This is a genomic window from Brucella ciceri, from assembly GCF_041930145.1.
GTDB lineage: Bacteria > Pseudomonadota > Alphaproteobacteria > Rhizobiales > Rhizobiaceae > Brucella > Brucella intermedia.
Genome location: NZ_JBHEEV010000003.1, coordinates 225,700 through 250,176, shown reverse-complemented (window position 1 = coordinate 250,176; position 24,477 = coordinate 225,700). Strand labels below are relative to the sequence as shown.

Below are 24,477 nucleotides of genomic sequence, written 5' to 3'. Positions count from 1 at the left end.
TTCGGTATGAAAATTTGAAACGCCATTGGTCGACATTACTGTCCTACGCAGCTTCTAGCGGCAGCCTTTTTGCAGCAAACATCGCACAGCTTTTTACATTTGCCTTGTTGGCGCGGTATCTTGGTTCCCACGAGTTTGGCCTGTTCGTAACCGTAATGGCCGTAACCAACATCGCTACCTTCATCTGTGGCCTGGGCGGAGCAGAATGCCTCGTGCGCCGCGTGGCGCAGGACCGGACGATCTACCCCGCGATGCTCGGCCACAATCTCATTCTCATCGCGATTACCGGCATTGTCCTCGTCGCCGCCGGAATGATCATATTGCCGCTCTGGCTTTACAATTCTCCTGAATTTACAGGAAACCTGTTCGGGCTTTTCCTGCTGCTCGTCACCAACATCGTGCTTATGCGCCTCATCCTGCTGGTCGAGCAGATTTATATCGCACATACCGACTTCGTATCCGCCAATCTCTCCGTCGTCGGGTTTGCCATTGCCCGAACCATTGCGGCAGCAATCGCCTGCCTTCTATTCGGTGTCTCCACTGTCGTCGGGTGGGCCTATTGGCAGTTTGGAGCCCATGTACTGGTCGCCGTGGTCTACGCACTGTTTCTGCGCAGGCTCGGACGGCCGCAATATACGATCGTGCGCGACGAAATACGGCTGGGCGTGATGTTTGCTTCGCAATTCATCTTCAAGGCCGTGCGCCAGAATGCAGACCTCCTGCTCCTCGGCACATTGATGCCGCCGAGCGTCGTCGGCAGTTACGGCGTCACACGTCGTATCATCGACAGCAGCACCTTGACCGTCGAGGCGATGAACCGTCTGGTCTATCCTCATCTGGCCCGCGCCAGCGCAAACGGCATCCATCATGCCCTGCCGATCACGATGCGCCTGCTTGGGGCCGCTTTTGCAATCGGCATATTGACGTCGCTGGCCGTGTTTATCATCGCGCCCTATCTGCCCTATCTGTTTGGCAGTGAGTATGACACGCTGGTTTCGTTCTGCCGCACGCTTTGCTGGATCACCGTGTTTGTTGCCCTGTGGTCGATAGCAGTCGATCTTCTGGGTGCCGCCAGCCAGCACAGCTATCGCACGGCTGTCCTCAACACAGGCAATATTCTCGGCGCGCCGCTCCTGGCACTGGCAACGTGGTACGCGCCGATCACGGGAACTTTCGCCGCCATTTACGCAATTGAAATCAGTATTGTGCTGGCATCATGGGGATGTGTTATCTACCTCGTTCGTCGGAGTCGTGACGCAGAAGAGAAGAAAGCGGTTTCAACAGTGGGGGCTTAGATGGCGGATATCTCGACCTCGGCAAACGACGTCAAATCGCGGCGCGTTCGCGCAATGAAGCTTGATGATATCCCGGCGATCCGAAACCTGTTTCAGCGAGTTTTTCGCCCACATTCGAAGTCATGTAACGAAGCTTTCGATCAGTATTTTCAGCGATTTTTCTTCGAGAACCCCTATTACGACCCTGCGATTGGCAGTGTTGTGCACGAGGACGAGCGCGGCGAGATCGACAGCGCACTCTCGGTCTTGCCCATCCCTTACAAGGTCAACGGGAAAAATGTCATGGGGCGGTTGGTTTGCGCTTTCATGATGAAGCCGGAGGTCTCCCCCCGCGGCGCCGCTGAACTGACCCTTACCCTGCGTCCGAGCGAAAAGTTATTCAATTTCACCGACAGCGCAGCCCCCGTAAGTCTCAGGCATTCCGAAGCAATCGGCGGAATTGTTCTCAGCGCGCATGGTCTGGGTTGGACACGGGTGTTTCAGGCCGCCAGCTACGTGGCCAATTACGTCGCCGAACGGCGTCCAATCCTCGGAGGGCGCGGGACAAGCTCGCTTGGCAAAATGCTCAATCCCCTTTTTCCCCTCCCGCCAATCAAGAAGGCCCCCAGGTCGCAAGCGAATGTGACGGAAATAGCGAAGGATGAGGCTGTCTCGCTCATCTCCGGTTTCCTGCAAGGCTATTGCGCACATCCGGACTGGACGGAAAACGACATCAACTGGCTGCTGGATATGGCGGCGGGCAACCGGGCGGCCGGTATCTTGCGGTTCTGCAAGATCAGCGAACAATCCGGGGGTCCGAGCGCCCTTTTCTGCTACTACAGCCGCCCCAATGGCATGGCGGAAGTTCTGAATGTCGTTGCAAAAGCCGGGGCGGAAAAACCTGCTGTCGAAGCGATGTTGCTCCATCTGCAGGAGGAAGGACATATCGCGGCCCAAGGCCGCGTCGATCCGCGCTATCTCAATGCGCTCTCGCAGCAATCCATCATGTTCTTTCGTCTCAAAGCCAATGTCTGTGTGGTCACCGCAAACGAGGACATACTAGGCGCGATCCAGCGCAATGATATCTTTATTGGCGGACTTGCCGGCGAAAGCTGGAGCAGGTTGTCGACGGATTTCTATTGAACAGCAAGCTTCCTTTCCAGAAGGAAGAAAGTGGTCGGTCCGGCTTTGCCCGCACCATTATCCAAACGGAAAGCGATCGGGCCAGACCCGGCGGCTATTCGTTCGTGGACCTTGCCATCGAGGCCAACCGGAGAGAGCGTCCATGACACCGTGTTTCCTGCCAAATTCACATCCACGCGATTGCGCAGCAAGGTAACCGGTAGACGTCCCCAGTCTTCAATAACCTTCTCTGCCTTGTCACGGAAACGCATATCGGAATTCCGTGCATCGCTGGCGAAAATGACAAGCAGCTTTTCGCTGTCCTTCAGCACCTTTCCATCAATTGCCGAAACAGCAAACAACCCCCTCGCCTCCGCATTGCCGAGGGACAGCTCACTTAATGTCACGGGGTCTCTCAGCTCGGCAAAGGCAATGGCCTCGGTCTCAGGTGTAACAACCTGCATCCGCTGCCTGTTGCGGTCGAGCATGATCTGGCCTGTAGCGCTTTCAAACAAGCCTTGCGACGGATCAGTGGCATTATCCCGCGGCAGAAGTTCTGCGCCCTTCAAACGCTGCAACACGTTGTCGAGCGAGACGTTCCGGTAGTCCACCGCAACCAATTTTTGCAGTCCCTGCGGCCAGGCCTGCTCTTTCGTCGCCAGACCGATCCCTCCGACAAGCGCCAACGGCTTCAGTCGCGCCGGTTCTGGAAACTCCAGCGATTCACCAAGACTCGTCTCTCCCTGCATCATGAGCGGCACATTGAAAGCTGCCGTTTCGACGTCGCCCCTGCGAAACAGCAACGATGCCAGTGTCTCACCGGCACGGGCGACGGGATCTACAGCGAAGGTATAGGGGATGATGCGCTGACGGAATGGAGCTGCCTCGTCGAATGCAAGTGTCAGCGGCCCCTGACCATGGCGGCAGATACCATCCCACCCCTGCAAAGCGGCATAGGCTGGCATCATTATTCCGGCTTCATAGCGATAACGGTTCCAGAACAGGTGCTCGTATTCTGTTGCGAGAAAAGGCCGTCCGAGCCAGCGTCCGGCGGCGATTTCACCGACGTAGGAAGCGGCGTCGGCAATCGAACTCGTATCCTTGATTTCGGTACCGGGGTTCAGGGTTCCGATCCAGTCGTGGTAGGTGTTGGCGACGACCGCCTGCTGGTTTTGCCGCGAAAGAGCCGTCTGGACCGTGAACCAGTTGTTATAGGGAGCGACGAGGCCGCGATAACCAAGATCGCGGAACGCCTGCTCCAGACGTTGGGTCAACAACCGTTCTCTCTCAACCAGAAAAGCCTGAAAATCCCGCAATCGTCCGCCGCCGCCGCTCCGGCTTTGCGGCAACTGGACAGTTTGCTGTTCAAGATTTTCGCCGGAGGCCAAACCGCCCCAGGCTCGCGACAAGGCACGGGTATCCGCATATCGTTTTTTCAGAAAAGCATTGAATGCAGGACGATAGCCTGTCCAGAATGTTGTCCCGTCAGCGTGCTCATGCACAAAGCTCGTAAACTCGATACCATTTTCGTTGAAAGGAACGATCAGCGCGAGCGCGGGATCGTGCAAAGGTGCAAGTCCCGTATAAGGATTGACCGTCGCGAAGACTTCTTTTTGAAAACGCAGCCAATGATCAAATGCCGCATCGTCCACATAGATCCGGCGCTTCAGATTGCCGTCCACGCCCCAGCGATCGATGTCCTTGCCGCCCAGGGCGCCGCTCTCGGACGTCAGTCCGTCGATAATCCAGTAGATGCCTTCGCGCTTAAGCGCAGCCATCAGATAGCGCATCCGGTCAAGGGCTTCAGGGCGGAAGTCGAAATCCCGCTCCTGTCCGAGCATCAGATCGGCATCAACGAAGTAAAACCGGGCTATATTGTAACCGTGCAGACGAAGCTGCCGCACATATCGATCGATAAAGGCATGATCCACCGCCCCCGACGACGGCGGTCCCCAGGCAATTGACGCACATTGCAGCCGGAGCGCCTCGCCCGGCTTGTCAGCCTGAGCGAAATGCCCATAGGGATTTGCGATCAGGCGATTTTTTTCTTCGATCGGCGTATTGGCCAGAAACCCCGAAAAATCGAGAGGGCTCCCGGCGGAGATTTCGAGATTGTTTTCTTTGACGGGAAGCCATTCTTCAGCACCGGTGCCAGACACTGCGAGGCCGATAAACAAGGCGGATAAGGCCAGTCGCCGAATGTCCATCAGGGCTCCCTTATAACCTTGCTCTCAATCCAGTCGGTCGGTTTACGGCGTGGCTGAAAAAAGCCAAGGGGCAGTGCTGCTGCATGGAATATCCATGCAACCACCGCGTAGACACCAAGCTCGATACTACGCGTTCGGACGCACATTGCCACGAACGGCGCCGCGGCAATAATGGCCGCCACAACAATTGCAGGAAACCATCCCGGCACGAAAAACAGAGCGGCCACAATGGCCAGCCACCAGAGATAGACCGCGCCCCAGAGGCGCAATTCCGGCAGTTCGCGAAACAGATTTTTTTGATGCGGCTGCCCCATTGCAGCACGCAATACTTCACCGGTGCCACGCAGGTATTTGCTCTTCCAGCGACGGACCAGGAGCTTGTAGGCATTCATCGTATAGCCGAAATGCTGCACGAACGGCCGGTCCAGACGATGGAGTTTCCACCCATGGCTTCGCAGGCGAACACCGGCATCGAACTCTTCGTGACCATGCAGATTGCGATCCGAGAAATATCCGGCCTGCTCGATGGCGCTGCGCCTGTAGAGCCCGCCGCCGTTCATCCGGTCGATATCGCCTGTCCGTGCTTCGGGCGAATGTCGTTTTGAACGGCGCTGGAATTCCAGACTTTCGAGAACCTGATCCACGACATGGCCGGTCACGCCACCGGCATCGGGGTGATTGTCGAGATAAGCAAGAGCGGCTGGCAGAAAATCCGGCTCAATTATCATGTCGCCATCGATCAGGCAGATAAAAGGCTGGGTCGAATACTGAAAACCCAGCTGCGGGCCGAGGCCGCAACTGGCCTGCGCCGGCGGTTCGATCTGCACGATCCTGATCGGATAGGCCCGCGCGATCTCGATCGTGCGGTCGGTAGAGCCGCTGTCGGCTACGATCACTTCGACTTTTCCGCCGGGCAAGGCTTTCAGGGCACTTTCAACAGCCTCGGCGATGCGCTTTTCCTCGTTCAAGGTTTTGATGATAATCGAAACAGACATCGTTGCCCTATTTGTGAAAAAGCACGCGCGAAGCAATTTGGGATTGGGACCAAACCAGCCAGAACTTCATAGTTTTTTTTGGTTTCAAATCCAATAAACACTTCAACTATAAAATGAGATTCGGTGCGCTCGGAAATACTGAAAGCCTTTTATGTTGACCAAAGATTTTGACATCCGGGTTTTCAGCAACATGGAACAGCTATCCATAGACTGGCCGGACGCCGATGACAAAACCGGCTGCGCATTTTTTGTCTTTCAGTCCAAATCCTTTATCCGGGCATGGGAAGCGAGCTATGGGCAAGAACCCGGCGTACAGCTCTGCTTGACCGAAGTTCGCCAGACTGACGATACACCGCTTCTTTTTCTGCCGCTCTTTATCACACGCATCTGCGGTTCCCGGGTCCTTTCATTTATCGATGGGGGCGTAAGCGATTATAATGCCCCTATCGTCTTTCCGGCCGCAACACAGCTTTCGCATGATGCCGCAATGCGCGTCCTCGCAGCTGTGCTTGCATCGGTTCCCTCTCACGATGTCGTTGCGCTCTGCAAAATGCCGGAACATATCGAGGGTCTTATCAATCCCTTATGGTCGGTAACGGACCGCTTTTCCGGTGCATCCACGCACACGATGTCACTGGTGCGTCCGATCGCGGAAATAGAAAAATCCATACAGGGTATCGGCAATATCAAAAAACGTGACCGAGCATTTCAGAAGCTGGAAGGGGCCCGGTTTCTTATAGCGCAGACCGAAGCTGAGCGCCGGTCTGTTCTGGATGCCATGTTCCGCCAGAAACAGCGGCGTTTTGAAGAAACCATGGTTCCCGGTTTCGATGCACATCCTGAAAAACGACGCTTTTTTGAAAAAGCGACAGAGCAACTCGCCCGACATGGCGCCCTGCACCTGTCCGCGCTGGCCGTGGGGGAAACCATATGGGCTACGCTGTGGAGCGTCGTCCGCAATGGCCATTATTGCGCAATGATCATAACGTTCGAGAACGGCATGTGGAGCAAGTTTTCACCCGGAAAACTGCTGATATTGCGCCTGTTATCTGCGCTCAAGGCTGACGGTTACAGCATTTTCGATCTGGGCTTTGGCGACGAGCCATGGAAGTCCGGCATATGCGACCGAACCACACCTCTGCGTGACTATATTCGTCCGGTCACTTTACGTGGGCGCATTTCGCTTAGCCTCGCCCGTGGCATGGAAAGACTGAGAGAGACCTCCCTCTACGCCAAGCTGCGCCCGTTGAAATGGAGGCTCTTGCGCAAGTTCGGCTAGGCGATCTATGCCGCACGTTTCGGCAGCCGTACGGTAAACGTCGAGCCTTCGCCCAGTTGTGAGCGAACGACCAGACGTCCGCGGTGACGGGCGAGAATATGTTTGACGATGGCAAGACCAAGACCTGTGCCCTTATGAGCCCGGCTCGTTTCCACATCGATCCGATAGAACCGTTCCGTCAGGCGCGGCAGATGCTCGGCCGCGATGCCGGGACCAAAATCCTGAACGGACGCCACGACCTCCGGAGAACTGCCACTATCGTCTTCGTCCAGTTTGACGATGACGCGCTTGCCAGCCTGTCCGTATTTGCAGGCATTCTCCACGAGATTCTGGAAAACCTGGATAAGCTCGTCACGCGCGCCGGTGACCATGACAGGATGACCCGGCAATACCCGCTCGATGTTGATATCGAGGCCTGCGGCCAGCGGCGCCAGCGTGTCGGCAACGTGATTGAGAATGGAAGTCATGTCGATGCATTCATTGACGGTCAGATGGGCCCGCATTTCCAGTCGCGACAAAGACAAAAGATCATCGATCAGGCGCGACATGCGTTCGGCCTGTTTCTGCATGATATCCAGAAAGCGATCGCGGGCAGCCGCGTCATTTCGCGCTGGCCCCTGCAGCGTTTCGATAAATCCGCGCAGCGAAGCGAGCGGCGTGCGCAACTCGTGGCTCGCATTCGCGATGAAATCCGAGCGCATGCGGTCGATGCGCCGTGTTTCGCTTTGGTCGCGAAACAGCAGGACAAAAAGTTCGGGTCTGCCGTCCTTGCCCGGCAACGCCTTGACCATGGCCTTGAACCAGCGATCGATCGGGACGCGCTCGAAATATTCTATGCTGCGTGCTTCGCCATCGGCGATTACCCCCTGAATCAGTGCGTGCATTTCCGGTGCCCGAAACCGCAGATAGAGCGCTGTGCCAGTCTCCAGAGACTGAAATGCTTCGATAGCCGCTGAATTGGTGAACAACACCGTGCCGCCATGATCGAAGACAACCATCGGGTCGGTCAGAAGGTCTGCCAGGCGCTCGCCGGACACTCCCGCCATTTCGTTGGGCGCTATATTCTTTACCGGCACTTCATCCGGCTCACTGCTTGCAACTTCGCTTGCGAGCCAGACGGCGCCGAGCACGACCACGGCCAGCAGACCAGCGCGAAACCAGAAAGGAAGATCGAGAGCCAGCACGCAGACGGCGAGAACCATGCTGGCGATCACGACACCCTTGACCCGAAGAAGCGGTTCGAAAATGGACTTCTCCGCTTCAGGTTCTGGACCGGTGTGATTGCCTGCCTCGCTCATGCTGCTTCCTCTGCGGTTGTGGCATCGACCTTAGAGCGCAATGATCCCGCTCTACATTTTTGTTCAAGCATGTTTTCACCCGAAAACCGGTTCCCGCTTTTCGGAATCATGTTTTATCCGGAAATGCCCGGACGTCCTTTACGTAGCTTCCAAACAGCCCATATCATGCCTTGATATAAACGAAAGGGAATTGCCGTGGGTGACAGTTCGAAGACAGCTAACAAAAAGAAAGACAAAAAAGACGAGGCAAAATCAGGCGACAAGCCAATCAAGCTCAAAATTGGAGGCGAGACGCGGACGTTCGACATAAACGATCCGAAGCTGCCGAAATGGATCGACGACAATGCGTTGCGCTCAGGCGGATATCCCTATCCGTCCAAGATGAAGTCGGAAGAATATGAGGAAACGCTGGAGCGGTTTCAGATCGAACTCGTCAAACTTCAATATTGGCTTCAGGATACTGGCGGGCGTGTCATCAGCGTTTTTGAAGGCCGGGACGCTGCCGGCAAGGGCGGAACCATCTTTACAATCCGCGAGTTCATGAACCCCAGAACCGCGCGTAACGTCGCCCTGCCCAAGCCAACCGAAACAGAACAGGGTCAATGGTATTTCCAGCGTTATGTCGCGCATTTCCCAACGGCTGGCGAGTTCGTCACGTTTGATCGTTCATGGTACAACCGGGCCGGCGTGGAACGCGTCATGGGGTTCTGCACACCGGCGCAGCTCGAAACCTTCCTGACCGAAACGCCCGATTTTGAGCGCATGATCGTGACGGATGGCATCCATCTTTTCAAATTCTGGCTGGATATCGGCCAGGAAATGCAGCTCAAGCGTTTTCACGAGCGGCGCCACAGCCCTCTCAAGAACTGGAAGTTCTCACCGATGGACGTGGCCGGCATTTCTCGCTGGAATGATTATTCCGATGCATTGCACACCATGCTCGAAAGGACCGATACGGGCTACGCGCCCTGGACCATCATCCGTTCGAATGACAAGAGACGCGCCAGACTGGCAGCAATCCGGCGCATCCTTTTGACGCTACCCTATGAGGGAAGAGACCTTCAGGCCATCGGGGCCGAGGATCAATCAATCATCGGACGCGGCTCCACATTCCTCACCTCGTCATCGGTGGAGATGTAAAACAGGCTTGGCTGGTGCGGTGTCTTTTCCCAAAGATGCGGCACATGCACCAGTTGCCATAGCGCGCGCCAGGCCGCAATTGAGATCAGCACCCAATATACCGGGATCGAGAACAGGTACGCATACCCTCCCAGTTCCGTTGGCTCCATCGTTCTCGCTCCCAGAAGGTAGAAACTCAGATAGGCCAGCAGAATGTTCGTCACATCGATCCCCAACAGCCAGATACTGTGTGTCGTCAGCGGCCCGAACATCATTCCGATCAGCAGGAAGGCGAACATGGCAAGCATCAGAGGATGCAGAAGCGCCGAACCGATTATTCCCAGGGTATAGACCTGATTGACGGAATACCTGAACCAGCCAAGCTCGCGCCAGGTATTGTGCGGCTGGCGGCCATGGACGAGCCATGTCTGCATCCAACCCTTGAGCCAGCGTGTCCGCTGCTTGCGCCAGACGTCATAGTTTACGGGCGCATCTTCAATCGTGCCACGCGTGATGACACCGATACGATACCCGAAACGAGCAAGCCTCACGCCGAGATCGGCATCTTCCGTGACGTTGTAGGCGTCCCAGCCGCCAACCTCCTCCAGACAGGACCGCCGAAAGTGATTGGAGGTTCCTCCGAGGGGAATAACGTGCCCCCGGGAAGCAAGCCAAGGCAGCAGCCCGCGGAAAAGTGCGGCATATTCAAAGGCGAACATTCGCGTCAGCAGATTATGGCGAAAATTCCCGATGATCAGCGGCGCCTGCACACAGGCCAGCTTGTCGCCTTCGACCTGAAAGGTCTGCCATGCTTCAAGCAACTGGTCAGGGTGAGGCCGGTCCTCGGCATCGAAGACCGCGACGATCTCCCCTCGGGCAAACTGCAATGCATAATTCAACGCCTTCGGTTTCGTCTTGGGCCCGCCGGACGGCACGAGAACCAGTTCAAAATTCGATGGCAGCCCCACACGACGTATCGCGGCGATCGTATCGAAATCGTCCTTCTCGCAGACAAGCTTGATATCGAGCTTGCTGGCTGGCCAGTTCAGGCGTTTCAAACTCGTTACAAGCTGGCCTATCACCTCCTGTTCCCGATATAGCGGGACCAGCACGGAATAGATCGGCAGATCGCGCGGCCTGCTTTTCTTGATCTCCAGAAATTTCAACCGCCGTCCGGCAACCGCTGCGAACAGACGGATCATCACGCAGCCGAAGAAGAATAATGACAGTGCTACATGGAGAACAAGGAGAGTGGTCGCGGGCCAATTGAACATGCAGGCGAAAAGCGCGTAAACCGCCATGGCGATGATAAACGCCTGCGGCGTATCGAGAACGCGCGATGCGGACAGCGATTGCGGTGTCATTTCATAGGCTCTGGCGATCAGATCCTTTTGATGCCGCTGCCGCATGACCTGCTTCAGGAGCGTCGGCGTGCAGATCCGTATCCGGTTCTTCAACTGCGGCGTCGCAAGCACATAGTCCCGAAGCGTCCGGATGCGATTTTCCGAAGGCGCTATATAGAGATAGTTGCTTCCATCTGCGCCGAGCACCATAACCTGTCCCACATCGATGAAAGCCGACGGCTTTTCTTCGCCCGATACGAAAATACGGGACGGCAAGGCTTCGTCTGTGAACTCCAATGTCAAAAGATCAGCTATGGCTGCATAAAGCACCGATTCCGCAACATCACCCCGCTGAACCAGCTCCACGCAAAACGACGTTCCGTGGCGAGCAGCAGCACTATATGCCCCAAGCAACGCCTCTCTCGCTACGCCGCATTGTTCCAGTCTGGCTGATATGGCGCTGCATATCTCCAGATCGAACGCAGTCGATACACTACTCATAGCACCCCCGCACTACTGAATATTTGTGATTTGTATTTTAGATATATACTAATATAGTAATTTTACCGAACGCTTTATTAGTTAATTATTTCAGAAAAATTACAATCGGAACGTAATATACTCTAAAAGAATTGCAACCTTTATTTTCCTGGCACTTTTGGTGAATATTGGAGAGGCAATCGATCGTGCGGTTAACGCGAAATTATAAAAAAGAGAGCAGAGACGGGTCATGAAACGCCACCTTCCAAGACTGCTGATCGCGCTGGCATCCGCATGTGGTATTCATAGCGCGCAGGCTTCCGACACAGAGCCCCAGGCTCCGTCCTTCATCAACCAGAGGGAGCGCCTGCCATTGCCGTCCCTGCAAGCGCTCACACGGTTGAGGTTCATTACAACCGTGGACTTTCCACCGTTCAATATGCTCGGCGACCGGGGGCAGCTTTCCGGCTATAATATCGACCTTGCCAAGGCCCTTTGCCGTCAATTGGGCGTCGACGACATATGTCAGATCGAAGCTGTCCCATGGAATGAGCTGGAGGAGCGCCTGCTCAGCGGACAGGCTGAAGCCATACTGGCGGGGTGGAAGCCAACCGAAGCAAACCGGGAACAATTTGCCTATTCACGGTCCTATATGCGGCTGCCTGCGCGTTTTGCGACGACCAATGCCGGCGCTTTTAACGATGATCCGGTGACGGCCACGAAGGGCAAGAACGTCGGCGTCATTGCAGGTACCGCCCATGAACAATTGTTGAAAAGCTATTTTCCCCAGGCGGTCGCAAAACCCTACCCTGATGAACCGAGCATGCTCGCCGATCTCAGGAGCGGCAAGATCGGCACAGTCTTTCACGATGGCATGTCGCTGTCCGTGTGGCTTAACAGTCCCGAGGGCCATGCATGCTGCACCTTCGCAGCCGGCCCCTATCTGGCACCCCAGTATCTGGGCACCGGGCTCAGCATTGCCGTTGCGCAGAAAAACGCTCCCCTTGTCAGCGCCTTCGATAATGCACTGCAAGCCTTGCAGCAGAAGGGCACGCTGACGGAGCTTTACCTGCGCTATTTCCCGAACAGCTTTTACTGATCCGGACATCGGACGGGCGGGTCGTTTAATTTGTCCGCCCATTGCGTGCCATTTTGACGCAGGAGAATACTGCTACCCAACGAATTTTCAGATATTTTTGAAATTTCCGATATATCGATACTTACAGTATAAAAGTAAAATTGTTTTCCATCAAATAAATAGCACGGAAACCCGTCTTTATAGCGACATAACAATAGACAAATCAGGATAAGTTGCGCCGCTTTTAGCACAAGCGAGACGATAAATACATCCATTTATTTTGACTTGAACAAATCCGACTCCGATCAATAATCAAAGCGAGGGAGAAGGAGGATATATACAATGTTCGATGGCGTACCTGCTCAATGGCACAAGACTCCGGAACAAACAAAACGCTCGCCGAATGAAGCCGCCTATGTGTTTCTGGGCATCATGCTCGCAGCACTCAGCGTGCCGGCGACGTTCCTATGCTGGGCAATCGTTCAAAGTATCGCATCGCTTTTCTAGAGCGGTTCCTGTTCTAACAGAATCGCCGGAACCGCTCTAACTATTTGTTTTATCGCATTATCCAACGCAAAGCGGTTTCACACTTTTGCTGGAAATGCTCTGGAGCCGGGCAGTCCTCGTCCGAAGACTGGTAATCAACCATTTCCGCCCTGGCAGCAGTGCGGGTACAGGATGCAAAAAGCCCCGCCATTCGGCGGGGCTTTCGTTTGCAGCTTGAAGCGGGCTAGACGTGATTATCAGCCTGCGGGTTGGGGCTGATCGTTTCATTCACGTCTTCATCCTCCGGCCTCTTCGGAGGCTTACGAGCAATCAGACTGTAGAACATCGGAATGAAGAACGTGGCGATGAACGTTGCTGCCAACATGCCGCCGATAACGCCCGTACCGATGGAGTGACGGCTTGCCGAACCGGCACCCGAGCTGATCGCGAGCGGCACCACGCCCAGAATAAAGGCGAGCGAGGTCATCACGATCGGACGGAAGCGCAGACGAGCCGCCGACGCCGCCGCCTCGATGGCGGATTTGCCGGTCTCTCGTTCGAGCACCGCGAACTCCACGATCAGAATCGCGTTCTTCGCCGCCAGACCTATGAGCGTCACCAGACCAATCTGGAAGTAGACGTCATTGGTCAGCCCGCGCAGATCGGTCGCCAGCAACGCGCCGAAGATTGCGAAAGGCACCGCCGTTATGACAGCGAGCGGCAGGCTCCAGCGTTCATACTGCGCAGCAAGGATCAAGAACACCATGACAAGGCCGAAGATCATGGCCTGCGTGCCTGTGCCGCTGGTGGTCACTTCCTGATAGGCCGAGCCGGTCCATGCAATCTGATAGCCCTGCGGGAGAACCTCCGCAGCCACTTCCTGCATCGCCTTGATCGCGTCGCCGGAGGTGAAGCCCGGCGCCGGATTACCGGTGATCTTCGCCGCGTTGAAGGCATTGAAGCGTTCGAGCTGATCAGGACCGACAATACGCTTGACGGTGACGAGTGCATCGAGCGGGATCATGCTGCCGGAATTGGCCCGGACGAAGACATGCTTGAGATCGCTCGGATCACGACGGAACTCGGCTTCCGACTGCAAGTTGACCTGATAGTTGCGGCCAAACAGTGTAAAGTCGTTGACGTAGAGGCTGCCGAAGGTTGCCTGCATTGCAGTGAATACAGAGTTGATCGGCACACCCATAGCCTTCGCCTTTTCGCGATCAAGCTGGATGTCATACTGCGGAACGTTCGGATCGAACGTCGTGCGCACACCCTGCAACTCCGGCCGCTTGACGGCAGCCTCGGTAATGAGCTTGGTCGCCCGCGTCAGCGAATCCACACCGCCGCCCGTGCGATCCTGAACATAGAGTTCAAAGCCGCCCGTCGTGCTGAGACCCATGATCGGAGGCGGGTTGAACGCAAGAACAAGACCGTCCTTGATCCCCGCATTCATCCCCATGATGGCACCGGGAAGATTGCGCGCATCGGTTTCAGGCGTCGTGCGTTCCTTCCAGTCCTTGAGCATGATGAACATCGTGCCCGCGCTGGTTTTCAGACCGCCCGACAGAAGGTCGAAGCCGGATACCGCGAAGACGCTCTCCACAGCAGGGTTTTTCCGGATATTCGCACTCGCCTGATCGAGAACCGCCGTTGTACGTTCCAGAGAGGCCGCCGGGGGAAGCACTGCAACGCTGAACAGGAAGCCCTGATCCTCATCCGGCAACAGCGATCCCGGCACCCTTTCGAAAAGATAGTAGGTGGCGCCAAGAAGGCCCGCAAAAATGACCAGCCCAATTGCAGCGCGCTTCAGGAAGAAGCGAACGCCGCGCGAATAGCCGTCCGTCACCCGCTCGAAGAAGCGGTTGAAGATGCGGAACGGCAGCATCGGCTCATGATGACCCGGCTTTAGGATAAGCGCGCAAAGCGCCGGTGTCAGTGTCAGGGCCACGAGACCCGACAATGTCACCGAAATCGCGATGGTCACGGCGAACTGCTTGTACATTTCGCCAACCAGACCGCCCATGAAGGCGACCGGAATGAACACCGCACACAGCACAAGGACAATCGCAATCACCGGCCCCGTCACTTCGCCCATGGCCTTGATGGCGGCCTTGCGCGGCGACAGTTTTTCCGTCGTCATGATACGTTCGACGTTTTCCAGCACCACGATGGCGTCGTCGACCACGATACCGATTGCCAGTACGAGACCGAAGAGCGTCAGGAGGTTGATGGAGAAGCCCAGCACATACATGCCCGCGAAAGTACCGATAATCGAGATCGGCACCGCGATGATCGGGATAAGCGTCGCCCGCCAGTTCTGCAGGAAGATGAACACCACCAGCACGACGAGAATGATCGCCTCGATGAAGGTGTGAATCACTTCCTCGATGGAGACCTTGATGAACTTCGTCGTATCGAAGGGGATCGAATAGTCGATACCCGCCGGGAAGCTTGCCTTCAGCTCATCCATACGGTTCTGAATGAGTTCCATCGTGTTGAGCGCGTTGGCGCCGGGCTGCAGATAGATTGCAATCGGGACGGCCGAGGTGCCGTTCAGATTACTGTCGACGAGATAGCTTTCCGTGCCGAGTTCGACACGCGCAACGTCCTTGAGACGGAGCGTTGCCGCATTGGGGCTCGAACGGAGGATAATGTTCTCGAATGCTGCGGCATCCGGGAGGCGCCCCTGTGTGGTCGCGGTATAGGTGAACGGCCCGGCTTGCGGGTCAGGCTGATCGCCGAAGCGGCCTGCTGCAAACTGCGCGTTCTGTTCCTGAATGGCGGTCGAGACATCGCTCGGCGTCAGGTTATACTGCGCCAGCTTGTCGGGACGCAGCCAGATACGCATCGAATAATCGATGTTGCCGAGAAGCTGCACGTCGCCAACGCCCTGAAGGCGCTTGAGATCGTCAACCACATTGAGAAGCGCATAGTTGCCGACATAGGTGCGATCGTAGCGATCACTGTCGGAGAACATGGCGACCATGCCCAGAATTGTGGTGGAACGCTTGTCCACCGTGACGCCAAGACGCTGCACTTCCTGCGGAAGCGAGGAAGTCGCACGCTGCACGCGGTTGTTGACGTTGATCGTGGCCTGATCCGGGTCGGTGCCCAGAGCAAAGGTTACGGTCAGCTGCATCGTGCCGCTGCCGAGGCTCGAGGACTGCATATAGAGCATGTTCTCGACGCCGTTGATCTGCTGTTCCAACGGCGCGGCAACGGTCTGCGCCACCGTTTCGGCGCTGGCGCCGGGATAGGTCGCGCTGACAACAACCTGCGGCGGCGTCAGTTCGGGATACTGTGCAATCGGCAGAATCCGGATACAGATCAGGCCTGCCAGCACGAGCACAATGGAGATGACCGCCGCGAAAACGGGGCGGTCGACGAAAAATCTGTTCATTGCTTGCCTGCCGCCTGTTCTTTGCCAGCTTCGGCACCCGCCTTGTCCGGCGATGTGCTATTGCCTGCTTCGGTAGCTGCGTCGACCGGATTAACGGGCTTGCCCGGGGCTGCCTTGATAAGCCCTTCGCTAATGACGCGGTCACCTGCGTTGAGACCTTCGGAAACCAGCCAGGCATCGCTCAGTTCGCGAGCAACGGTGATCGGCCGGACTTCGACGATATTGTCCTTGTTGACCACGTAAACGAACTGCGTTTGCGGCCCCTGGAGCAATGCGGCCTTCGGGATCGTGATGGCATCCTTGACCTGGATGCCAAGAATGACAGCGCGAACGAACTGACCCGGGATCAGGCGACGCTTGGGATTCTCGACCACCGCGCGGGCACCGAGCGTACCCGTTTCCGTATCGAGCGACGAAGAGGTGAAATCGATCGTTCCTTCGTGGTCATAAGCCTGCCCGTCCCCGAACAGAACCTTGATCTTGAGACGGTCGGCATCTTCGCCCGTCGCACCGCGCTCGGCGCGCAAACGGTCGATTTCAGCGGCTTCCGTGTCCGTGAAGGAGAAGTTCACATAGACCGGGTCGAGCTGGGTAATCGAGGTCAGAAGGCTGGAAGACGCATCCGTACCGATAAGGCTGCCCTCATTGACCTGTTCGAGGCTGGTGATGCCGCTGATGGGCGCCGTCACCTTGGTATAGCTCAGATTGAGTTCAGCCGTGCGCAGCTGCGCCTTGGCTGCGGCGACAGACGCCTTGTTCAGGTCGCGCGTCGCGAAAGCCGAATCACGAACGGCAGTGCTCTGCACCTTCTGCTGGACCAGCTGTTCTGCGCGCTCCGCGTCGCGGATGGATTGCTGATACTGCGCCTCGGCCTGTGCCACCTGTGCCTGAGCCTTTTCAAGCTCCGCCTGGTAAGGTGCCGGGTCTATTTCGAACAGCACGTCGCCAGCCTTGACTTCCGTGCCTTCGATGAAATTGCGGTGAAGCAATATCCCGCCGACACGCGCACGCACCTGAACGTCGCGATAGGCACTGATACGCGCCGCATATTCGTAGGTGACAGGTACATCATGCGGCTCGACCACGGTAACAGATACCTGTGGCGGTGGCGGCGTTGCGCCGCCGGGTGCCTGCGCCAGAACGGGTTGCCCCGCAAAGACAAGAAAAGCGGCCCCTGCCGCAAAAAGCCGAATGGAACGGTTCAAAGTCATGGTGGGAGTGCCCTTGCTGTCGCGCGGTGCTGCCAATTTAACATACACGAGTGTTTGTAAATACGATCTACCGTGTTATAGTCAATCGCTCAATATTACAGATCACGAATGAGTTACCCGGATTCAAGTGGCGAACTAAGCCATCAGACTGCATTCACCCGAGAGAAATCATGCGAAGAACGAAAGCCGAGGCAGCCGAAACCCGGGAAGCCATTCTGGTGGCTGCCGAGCAGGTTTTCCTCGAGCGTGGTGTCAACCAATCTACACTGATGGAAATTGCCTGTCATGCCGGAGTGACGCGGGGTGCGATTTATTTCCACTTCCGCGACAAGGTGGAGATTCTTCGCACCATCATCGGCAATGTCCGGTTTCCGCAAGAAGAAATCATGCTGCAGGCTGCGGCCGTCAACCACCCCAATCCGATGCATGTGCTCGAGCAGTCGATCATTCAGGCGCTGCAGCTTTTCTCGAACAACGAGCGTCAGCAGAACATTTTCATCATTATCAACCAGCGATGCGAATTCGTCGGCGAAATGGCCCCGCTTGAAGATCGCCTTCGCGAAGCGCGCGCCAACGTCCTCTCCCTGTTCGCAGGATTGCTGGACGTGGCTGCAAGACGCGGGGAGCTTTCAAAGGAATGGACCGCAGACACGGCGGCACCGATCCTGCTGTCCCTTCTAAGCGGCCTTCTCAACGAATGGTTGCGAGGCGACCGGAACTATGATCTTGTCACCTACGGTGGCAGGGCAATCTCGATACTCGTTCAATCTCTTAGAAATCCGGCATTCGAAGCTCATCAAACATAGTTGTCGGGCCCAATTTCGATATGCCTGCCCCGCCGGACAGGCTATTTTCACGATGGCCGGTTTCAACCAATCGTGATTGTCAAACCGCAAAATTGGGAGAGACGCTCGACTCTTTTATAATTTACGCTTACGTCAATGTAACTCTTGCGAAGAAATTAAAACTCGACCACATTTACCAATGAGGAAGCCTTCCGGGGGGCGGATGGCTTGGGAGACGGCGGGGCGCACATGCGGCCCAATTTAGGACGGAGCGATCCGGGGAGAAGAAATGGCGAAAAAGACGACTGGGCAAAGTGCATCCGTAGTTGAATCCATGACCGCGGGATCGCCAGCCAATGGCGCGCCGACGCAGGAAAAGATCTGGTTCAAATCATATCCGGCTGGCGTTCCGCACGAGATCGATCTGAGCACGGCAACTTCCATCGGCGATATGATTCTGGCATCTTGCCGGCAATTCGCCTCCAGCCCAGCCTTCACCTGCATGGGCAAGGATCTGTCCTACAAGGAACTCGACGAATATTCGCGTGCGCTGGCTGCTTTTCTCCAGTCGCGCGGTCTCGTGAAGGGCGACCGCGTTGCGGTGATGATGCCGAATATCCTGCATTATCCGATTGCCTTCACGGCCATTCTCCGCGCAGGTTTCGTCGTCGTGAACGTCAATCCGCTATATACGCCGCGAGAACTGGAACATCAGTTGAAGGATTCCGGCGCCAAAGCATTGATCGTTTTGGAAAATTTTGCGTCGACGGTGGAAAAGACCCTCAATTCGATCAACGTTCCCAATATCATCGTCGCGTCCATGGGCGACATGCATGGATTCAAGGGCCACATCATCAATCTGGTCGTGCGCCGCGTGAAGAAAATGGTTCCGGCGTGGAACATTCCGGAGCATATCCGTTTCAAGGACGCATTGGCTCAAGGTCGTGCCCTATCCTTCAACCCGGTTCCGGTACAAGGTTCCGACCTTGCCTTCCTGCAATATACCGGAGGCACGACCGGCATCTCGAAAGGCGCCATGCTGACCCATAGCAACATCCTTGCGAATGTGGAGCAGATGCATACCTGGATGGAGGTTGCCTTCCGCAACAAGGGCAAGCCGAAGGCGCTGAATTTCGTGTGTGCGCTGCCGCTCTATCACATCTTCGCGCTTACCGTGAATGCGATGATCGGCATCAAGCTTGGTGCGCGAAATATCCTCATTCCCAATCCGCGCGATATTGCTGGCTTCGTCAAGGAACTGAGGAAATTCCCGTTCCATATCTTCCCGGGCCTCAACACTCTTTTCAATGGCCTCATGAATAATCCAGATTTCCAGACCCTGGATTTCAAACCTCTTATTCTCACTCTCGGCGGCGGAATGGCTGTACAACGTCCTGTGGCCGAACGCTGGCAGAAAATGACCGGTTGTCACATCACCGAAGGATATGGCCTTTCCGAGACTTCGCCCGTCGCCTGCGCCAACGCGCTGGATGCAACCGAGTTCTCCGGAACCATCGGCCTGCCGATGCCGTCAACCGATGTTGCGATCCGCGATGATGATGGAAACGACCTCGCTCTCGGTGAGGTCGGCGAAATCTGCGTGCGCGGACCGCAGGTGATGACGGGTTACTGGAACCGCCCGGACGAAACCAAGCGTGCAATCATGCCCGACGGATTTTTCCGGACCGGCGACATGGGTTTCATGGACGAGCGGGGCTATACCAAAATCGTCGACCGCAAGAAGGACATGATCCTTGTTTCCGGCTTCAATGTTTATCCGAACGAAATCGAGGAAGTAGCCGCAGGTCATCCCGGCATCGTGGAATCGGCTGCCATTGGCATACCGAACGAACATTCCGGCGAAGTCGTGAAACTGTTCGTCGTGCGCAGCGATCTCAACCTCACTGAAGACGAAGTCAAAGCCTATTGCGCCGAGCGCCTTACCAATTACAAGCGCCCGCGCGAAGTCGAGTTCCGCGAAAGCCTGCCGAAAAGCAATGTCGGCAAGATCTTGCGCCGCGAACTTCGTGACTGAGAACGGTAAAACTTGAAAACAAATGCGGCCGGACTTTCATCCGGCCGCATTTGTTTCAGACAGCATCAGGCAGAGGGTGGCGCCAAGGGCTGCACGATCTCCTGAAACGGTGCCAGCGCTTCGCATCGAGCGGCCAGACCAGCCAATGAGGGGTATTTCTGCTCATCGAAGAGATGTGGATGGGCTTCACGAAGAAAGCGCAGTGCACAGGTCGCAGCAATATCGGCATGCCCGATATCATCTCCGAACCAATATGGTGATTTTCGTTCTGAAAGGTCGTTCTCCAGCACGTCCAGCACCCGGGCGATCTGCGTTTCGCAACGCTCTACCCAAACGTTTGATTTTTCGCTTCGCAGCAAACCTTCATAGAGCAGGCTTACGGCTTTATCGGCAAGACCGGTAGAAAGCGCGCATATCTTCAATGCCTGACGACGCTCGGCACCTCTTGGCGCGATCAACGGATGTTTGCCGTTGGCGATCTCATCGAGATAATCGAGTATCGCCGCGCTTTCGATCGCGACCTCGCCATCATCCAGTACAAGCGTCGGCACGCGGCTCAGCGGATTGAATTCCGCAAGCCTGTCACGATCACCGAACGTCGACCATGGTTTGTGTTCAAATGGCAGGCCGTAAAGCCGCATGGCGATAGCGACACGCCGCACAAAAGGAGAATCATACTGGCCGATCAGGATCATGGGTATAGCTCGCCGCGAACGTTAAACGTCCTGCCATGCTACTCCATGCCAATTCCGCCGCAAGAGCAGCAAGAATGAATTGTGGTGACGCTTCCATTCAATCCGTTGAATGGAAGCGACGACTTAATGTTTCAGCAATTCGGGCAGGCCGGCCACGCTATCCAGCACGATATCGGCGTGGGGTTCCAGTGCTTCGCGAGGACTGTTGCCCGATAGAACGCCGACTGCCAGTCCCGCACCGGCTGCGTGGGCTGTCTCCAGGTCATGAAGATTGTCGCCGACCATGGCGATCTCATGCGGAGCAAGCCCCAGCTTTTCTGCAAAATAAAGCAGGGGATCGGGATAGGGTTTTGGACGCGCCGCCGTGTTGTAGCCGATCACGACGTCGAAAAAACCGTCGACACCCAGCGCTTTGGCCGTGGCGTGCGCGCCAGCCTCGGAATCGTTGGTGGCGATACCTAGCCGGAACCCCATGGTGCGAAGCGTTTCGAGCGTTTCATGCAAAGCTTCTACGGCCACAGCAGAACGTGCGCCTTCGGTGACGCAGTAAGCGTCATATTCTTCGATAAGCTCGCGCGATTGCTCGGACACCACATCAGGGTGCCAAAGCGAAACAATGTCTTCGACCGTACCGGCCGCGATGACTGAATTGGCCCGGAAACGCTCGGTCAGCCAGTCATAGCCCCCAGCGTCGAGCAATGCGCGGGCCCGCAGTTCATCCCCCTTTGCGGCTCGCTGCGCAAGCTGCCAGGAGATTGAAAACCAGGTCCGGTCGAAGTCGATCAAGGTGCCGTCCTTGTCGAAGAGGACGGCACGGATTGATCTGATGCGTTCTTCGGAAAGCTTTTCGCTCATGCTTCAAGCGCGCCGGCACGCTTCTTGACGGCAGAAGGCTTCACCCCCAGCAATTTGAGAAGATCATCGCCACGGCGCACATAGCGCAGCGAACGACGGGTCAAAATGCGCCCGTCCTGCGGTGCCGTGAGCGTAATGTCGCCTTCCGGTTCACCCGGTTTCGTAACCACCGTGACGAGCTTCGCGCCTGCTTTGACTTCATCGCCGGGCGCTACATGATAGAGCACCATGCCGCCCTCCGGCGCCCGCAGCATCTCGACATGCGAGAGCGGCGTGACAAGGCCCTTATACTCGGTTTCGAGCTTCACATTGTCGTCGCGAACGACACCGCGATGTACGAGGAATTTATACAAGCCCTCGGCGTCGCCCTTGCCCATATCGGGATAAACATCGCTCAAGCCGCGAAATTCGACTGTCGTCACCGCGCGGCGCTTCATGTTGCGCTTGTCCGCTGGCAATTGCAGGACAGGATGCGCGCAGGCTTCCTCAAAAGCTGCGTCGGCAGTCGTATCCCATGCGAGGATCGCCGTCGAATTGAGCGCGATGGCCAGATCTTTCATGTCCTCGGCAAATTCTTCAGCGATGTAGACGTAGTTTTCGCTCTCGTCGTCGCAATGCAGATCGAGAACGATGTCGTTCGGCAGAGCCAGCTTCAAAAGCGTCGCCTTCAGGCGCTGTGCCAGTGAGATCGGCGCATCCGGCTCCGGCAGTTCAGACGTGTTGAAATCCGGCAGCAGCGGGAAGGCGCGGTTGAAATTGGTCAGCGAGAAAGTTTCGAAGCGACCGAGATGCTGATGGGCCTGCCACTGATTGGAGCCGATCGGATTTGCCTGTGGAACAACGGTGATATTGCCGAGAACGCGCCCTTCCTCGGCCGCTTTCTTCAACATCGGAACCAGGAAATGAAGAGCCGCCTGCCCCGGAAGTTCGGCACCGTGAAGCGACGATTGCAAATAGGCGGAAGGCACATCGCTGTCCTTGCCGGCAAAGCGCAGCACGCGCAACTCGATGGCATTTCCCGGTACATCGCCGGCAAATTTCACAATCTCGGTTTTCATTTCATGTCCCATTCTATTCCTCATGAAGAGAGCCGGATTACGAACCCGGCTCTCTTTCATTTCTAATTGTGCAGAGAATGCCGTCAAGCTTTCCTTCGCGCATGCAGATGGGCGACAAGCCCTTGTGTGGAAGCGTCGCGACCATCGCTGGTTTGCTCGCCTGAGACAACCGGCAAGAGTTCGGTGGCAAGTTCCTTGCCAAGCTCGACGCCCCATTGATCGAAAGCGTTGATGCCGAAAATCTGCGCCTCGACGAAAACACGATGCTCATAGAGCGCGACCAGACGCCCGAAAGCGAACGGGTCAAGCTTGTCGTGAACCAGCGTCAACGAAGGACGGTTGCCCGAGAAGACGCGATGGGGCGCAATGCGTTCCACTTCGCTTTCGGCAAGGTTCTTCGCCTTCAACTGCGCCCGCGCTTCGTCCAGCGTGCGGCCCTTCATCAAAGCTTCCGACTGCGCAAGGCAGTTTGCGAGCAGCATTTCATGCTGGTGGTCAAGGTGCTTTTCATGACCTTTCGCCGCAACGATGAATTCAAGCGGGATGGTGTCGGTACCCTGATGCAGAAGCTGGAAGAAGGCGTGCTGGCCGTTGGTGCCGGGCTCGCCCCATACGACCGGGCCGGTCGGGCCGGAAACCGGCTTGCCATCGACCGTGACGCTCTTGCCATTCGATTCCATATCCAGTTGCTGCAGATAGGCAGGCAGGCGGGCCAGACGCTGATCGTAGGGAATGATCGCACGGCTGCCATAGCCGCAGATGGCGCGGTGCCAGTAACCGATGAGGCCCAGCCAAATGGGCAGGTTTTTTTCCAGCGGCGCATCGCGGAAATGCACATCCATCGAATGTGCGCCTGCCAGAAACTTGCGGAAGTTGTCCGGTCCAATCGCGATCATGACCGGCAGGCCGATGGCCGACCACACCGAATATCGTCCGCCGACCCAGTCCCAGAAACCAAAAACCCGATCTTCGGCTATGCCAAAGGCGGCTACCTTGTCCAGCGCCGTCGAGACTGCGGCGAAATGGGCGCCTACGGCTGCTTCGCCAAGCGCTTCGGCTATCCATTTGCGCGCGGTCTGCGCATTGGTCATGGTTTCGATGGTCGTGAACGTCTTGGAAGCGATAATGACGAGCGTCGTCGCGGGATCAAGGATGCCGAGCGTATCGGCAATATGAGCGCCGTCGATATTGGAGACGAAATGCGCGCGCGGGCCATCATGATAGGGAGAAAGCGCGAGCGTCGCCATGACGGGACCGAGATCGGAGCCGCCAATGCCGATATTGACGATATCGGTGATCTTCTTGCCGGTTGCGCCCTTGATAGCGCCCGACCGGATGCCATCCGAAAATGCCGCCATACGGTCCAGCACTTCCTTCACGTCCGGCAGGACATTGTGTCCGTCGACGAGCACTTCCTTCGAGGAAGTATCGCGCAGAGCGACGTGGAGAACGGCACGATCCTCGGTATTGTTGATATGCTCGCCTGCAAACATCGCCGCGCGACGGCCTTCAACATCGGCAGCACCGGCCAGCTCCTTGAGGAGCCCGATCGTTTCGTCATTGACCCGGCATTTCGACCAGTCGAACAGAAGGTCATCCAGGGACAACGAATACCGCTCGAACCGACCCGGATCCGATTTGAACGCTGCCCGCATGTCCTGCGGAGCCGAATCTGCCCAATGCTTTTTCAGCTTTGCGACCGTTGCTTCAAGCTTCGTCGCGTCTCTTGCCATGATGCTACTCCCGAATCAAATCGA

18 protein-coding genes are annotated in these 24,477 nt (G+C 56.4%); 8 read left to right on the top strand and 10 right to left on the bottom strand.

Features of this window, described 5'->3' with window-relative positions; genetic code table 11:
• Window positions 1–14: 14 nt before the first annotated feature.
• A complete protein-coding gene (locus JNC63_RS07505; protein WP_021586268.1) occupies window positions 15–1,295 on the top strand; it encodes a lipopolysaccharide biosynthesis protein in 1,281 nt (426 codons plus the stop codon).
• Window positions 1,296–2,417 carry a hypothetical protein gene (locus tag JNC63_RS07500; RefSeq protein ID WP_021586269.1) on the top strand — a complete coding sequence of 374 codons (1,122 nt, stop codon included), beginning with the start codon at window positions 1,296–1,298 and terminating at the stop codon, window positions 2,415–2,417.
• On the opposite strand, the gene JNC63_RS07495 is transcribed toward JNC63_RS07500, so the two are convergent.
• Together JNC63_RS07495 and JNC63_RS07490 are read right to left on the bottom strand one after the other, a co-directional pair.
• Window positions 2,411–4,603: a hypothetical protein gene (locus JNC63_RS07495; RefSeq protein WP_021586270.1), complete on the bottom strand. Its 2,193-nt coding sequence runs from the start codon at window positions 4,601–4,603 to the stop codon at window positions 2,411–2,413. The genes JNC63_RS07500 and JNC63_RS07495 overlap by 7 nt on opposite strands.
• On the bottom strand, window positions 4,603–5,598 hold the full coding sequence (locus tag JNC63_RS07490) for a glycosyltransferase family 2 protein (protein ID WP_021586271.1): 996 nt from the start codon (window positions 5,596–5,598) through the stop codon (window positions 4,603–4,605). Before JNC63_RS07490 ends, JNC63_RS07495 begins: the two co-directional genes overlap by 1 nt.
• Window positions 5,599–5,788: 190 nt before the next feature.
• Between JNC63_RS07490 and JNC63_RS07485 the strand changes: the two genes are divergently transcribed.
• Entirely contained in the window at window positions 5,789–6,877 is a 1,089-nt protein-coding gene (locus tag JNC63_RS07485; RefSeq protein WP_235694306.1) for a GNAT family N-acetyltransferase, read from the top strand.
• 5 nt (window positions 6,878–6,882) lie between these two features.
• Here JNC63_RS07485 and JNC63_RS07480 read toward each other — a convergent pair whose 3' ends face one another.
• Window positions 6,883–8,175 carry an ATP-binding protein gene (locus JNC63_RS07480; protein WP_021586273.1) on the bottom strand — a complete coding sequence of 431 codons (1,293 nt, stop codon included), beginning with the start codon at window positions 8,173–8,175 and terminating at the stop codon, window positions 6,883–6,885.
• A 195-nt stretch (window positions 8,176–8,370) separates the two neighbouring features.
• Between JNC63_RS07480 and ppk2 the strand changes: the two genes are divergently transcribed.
• Window positions 8,371–9,315, top strand: a complete 945-nt coding sequence (gene ppk2, locus JNC63_RS07475; RefSeq protein ID WP_374846194.1) for a polyphosphate kinase 2 — start codon at window positions 8,371–8,373, stop codon at window positions 9,313–9,315.
• On the opposite strand, the gene JNC63_RS07470 is transcribed toward ppk2, so the two are convergent.
• Window positions 9,258–11,138: a glycosyltransferase gene (locus JNC63_RS07470; RefSeq protein WP_031346492.1), complete on the bottom strand. Its 1,881-nt coding sequence runs from the start codon at window positions 11,136–11,138 to the stop codon at window positions 9,258–9,260. The two genes, ppk2 and JNC63_RS07470, sit on opposite strands and share 58 nt — an antisense overlap.
• A 229-nt stretch (window positions 11,139–11,367) precedes the next feature.
• Here JNC63_RS07470 and JNC63_RS07465 point away from each other — a divergent pair, with 229 nt between their 5' ends.
• Both JNC63_RS07465 and JNC63_RS07460 read left to right on the top strand, forming a co-directional pair.
• Complete coding sequence (locus JNC63_RS07465; protein ID WP_021586275.1) at window positions 11,368–12,216, top strand: transporter substrate-binding domain-containing protein; 849 nt, start codon at window positions 11,368–11,370, stop codon at window positions 12,214–12,216.
• 321 nt (window positions 12,217–12,537) lie between these two features.
• A complete protein-coding gene (locus JNC63_RS07460; RefSeq protein WP_021586276.1) occupies window positions 12,538–12,702 on the top strand; it encodes a hypothetical protein in 165 nt (54 codons plus the stop codon).
• Between the two features lie 223 nt (window positions 12,703–12,925).
• On the opposite strand, the gene bepE is transcribed toward JNC63_RS07460, so the two are convergent.
• Together bepE and JNC63_RS07450 are read right to left on the bottom strand one after the other, a co-directional pair.
• Window positions 12,926–16,081: a multidrug efflux RND transporter permease subunit BepE gene (gene bepE, locus JNC63_RS07455; RefSeq protein ID WP_021586277.1), complete on the bottom strand. Its 3,156-nt coding sequence runs from the start codon at window positions 16,079–16,081 to the stop codon at window positions 12,926–12,928.
• Complete coding sequence (locus JNC63_RS07450; RefSeq protein ID WP_006471074.1) at window positions 16,078–17,292, bottom strand: efflux RND transporter periplasmic adaptor subunit; 1,215 nt, start codon at window positions 17,290–17,292, stop codon at window positions 16,078–16,080. The genes bepE and JNC63_RS07450 overlap by 4 nt, the downstream gene beginning before the upstream one ends.
• Window positions 17,293–17,462: 170 nt before the next feature.
• Between JNC63_RS07450 and JNC63_RS07445 the strand changes: the two genes are divergently transcribed.
• Entirely contained in the window at window positions 17,463–18,098 is a 636-nt protein-coding gene (locus JNC63_RS07445; protein ID WP_006471075.1) for a TetR family transcriptional regulator, read from the top strand.
• A 268-nt stretch (window positions 18,099–18,366) separates the two neighbouring features.
• Window positions 18,367–20,112: a long-chain fatty acid--CoA ligase gene (locus JNC63_RS07440; RefSeq protein WP_021586278.1), complete on the top strand. Its 1,746-nt coding sequence runs from the start codon at window positions 18,367–18,369 to the stop codon at window positions 20,110–20,112.
• 65 nt (window positions 20,113–20,177) lie between these two features.
• Here JNC63_RS07440 and JNC63_RS07435 read toward each other — a convergent pair whose 3' ends face one another.
• The 4 genes from JNC63_RS07435 to pgi form a co-directional block, all read right to left on the bottom strand.
• Entirely contained in the window at window positions 20,178–20,807 is a 630-nt protein-coding gene (locus JNC63_RS07435) for a glutathione S-transferase family protein (protein ID WP_021586279.1), read from the bottom strand.
• A gap of 123 nt (window positions 20,808–20,930) precedes the next feature.
• Window positions 20,931–21,662, bottom strand: coding sequence for an HAD family hydrolase (locus JNC63_RS07430; RefSeq protein WP_374846192.1), 732 nt, complete (start codon window positions 21,660–21,662; stop codon window positions 20,931–20,933).
• Window positions 21,659–22,720 (bottom strand): succinylglutamate desuccinylase/aspartoacylase family protein, encoded by a 1,062-nt coding sequence (locus JNC63_RS07425; protein ID WP_025089717.1) that lies wholly within the window; start codon window positions 22,718–22,720, stop codon window positions 21,659–21,661. Before JNC63_RS07425 ends, JNC63_RS07430 begins: the two co-directional genes overlap by 4 nt.
• A gap of 83 nt (window positions 22,721–22,803) precedes the next feature.
• On the bottom strand, window positions 22,804–24,453 hold the full coding sequence (gene pgi, locus JNC63_RS07420) for a glucose-6-phosphate isomerase (RefSeq protein ID WP_021586282.1): 1,650 nt from the start codon (window positions 24,451–24,453) through the stop codon (window positions 22,804–22,806).
• Window positions 24,454–24,477 lie beyond the last annotated feature (24 nt).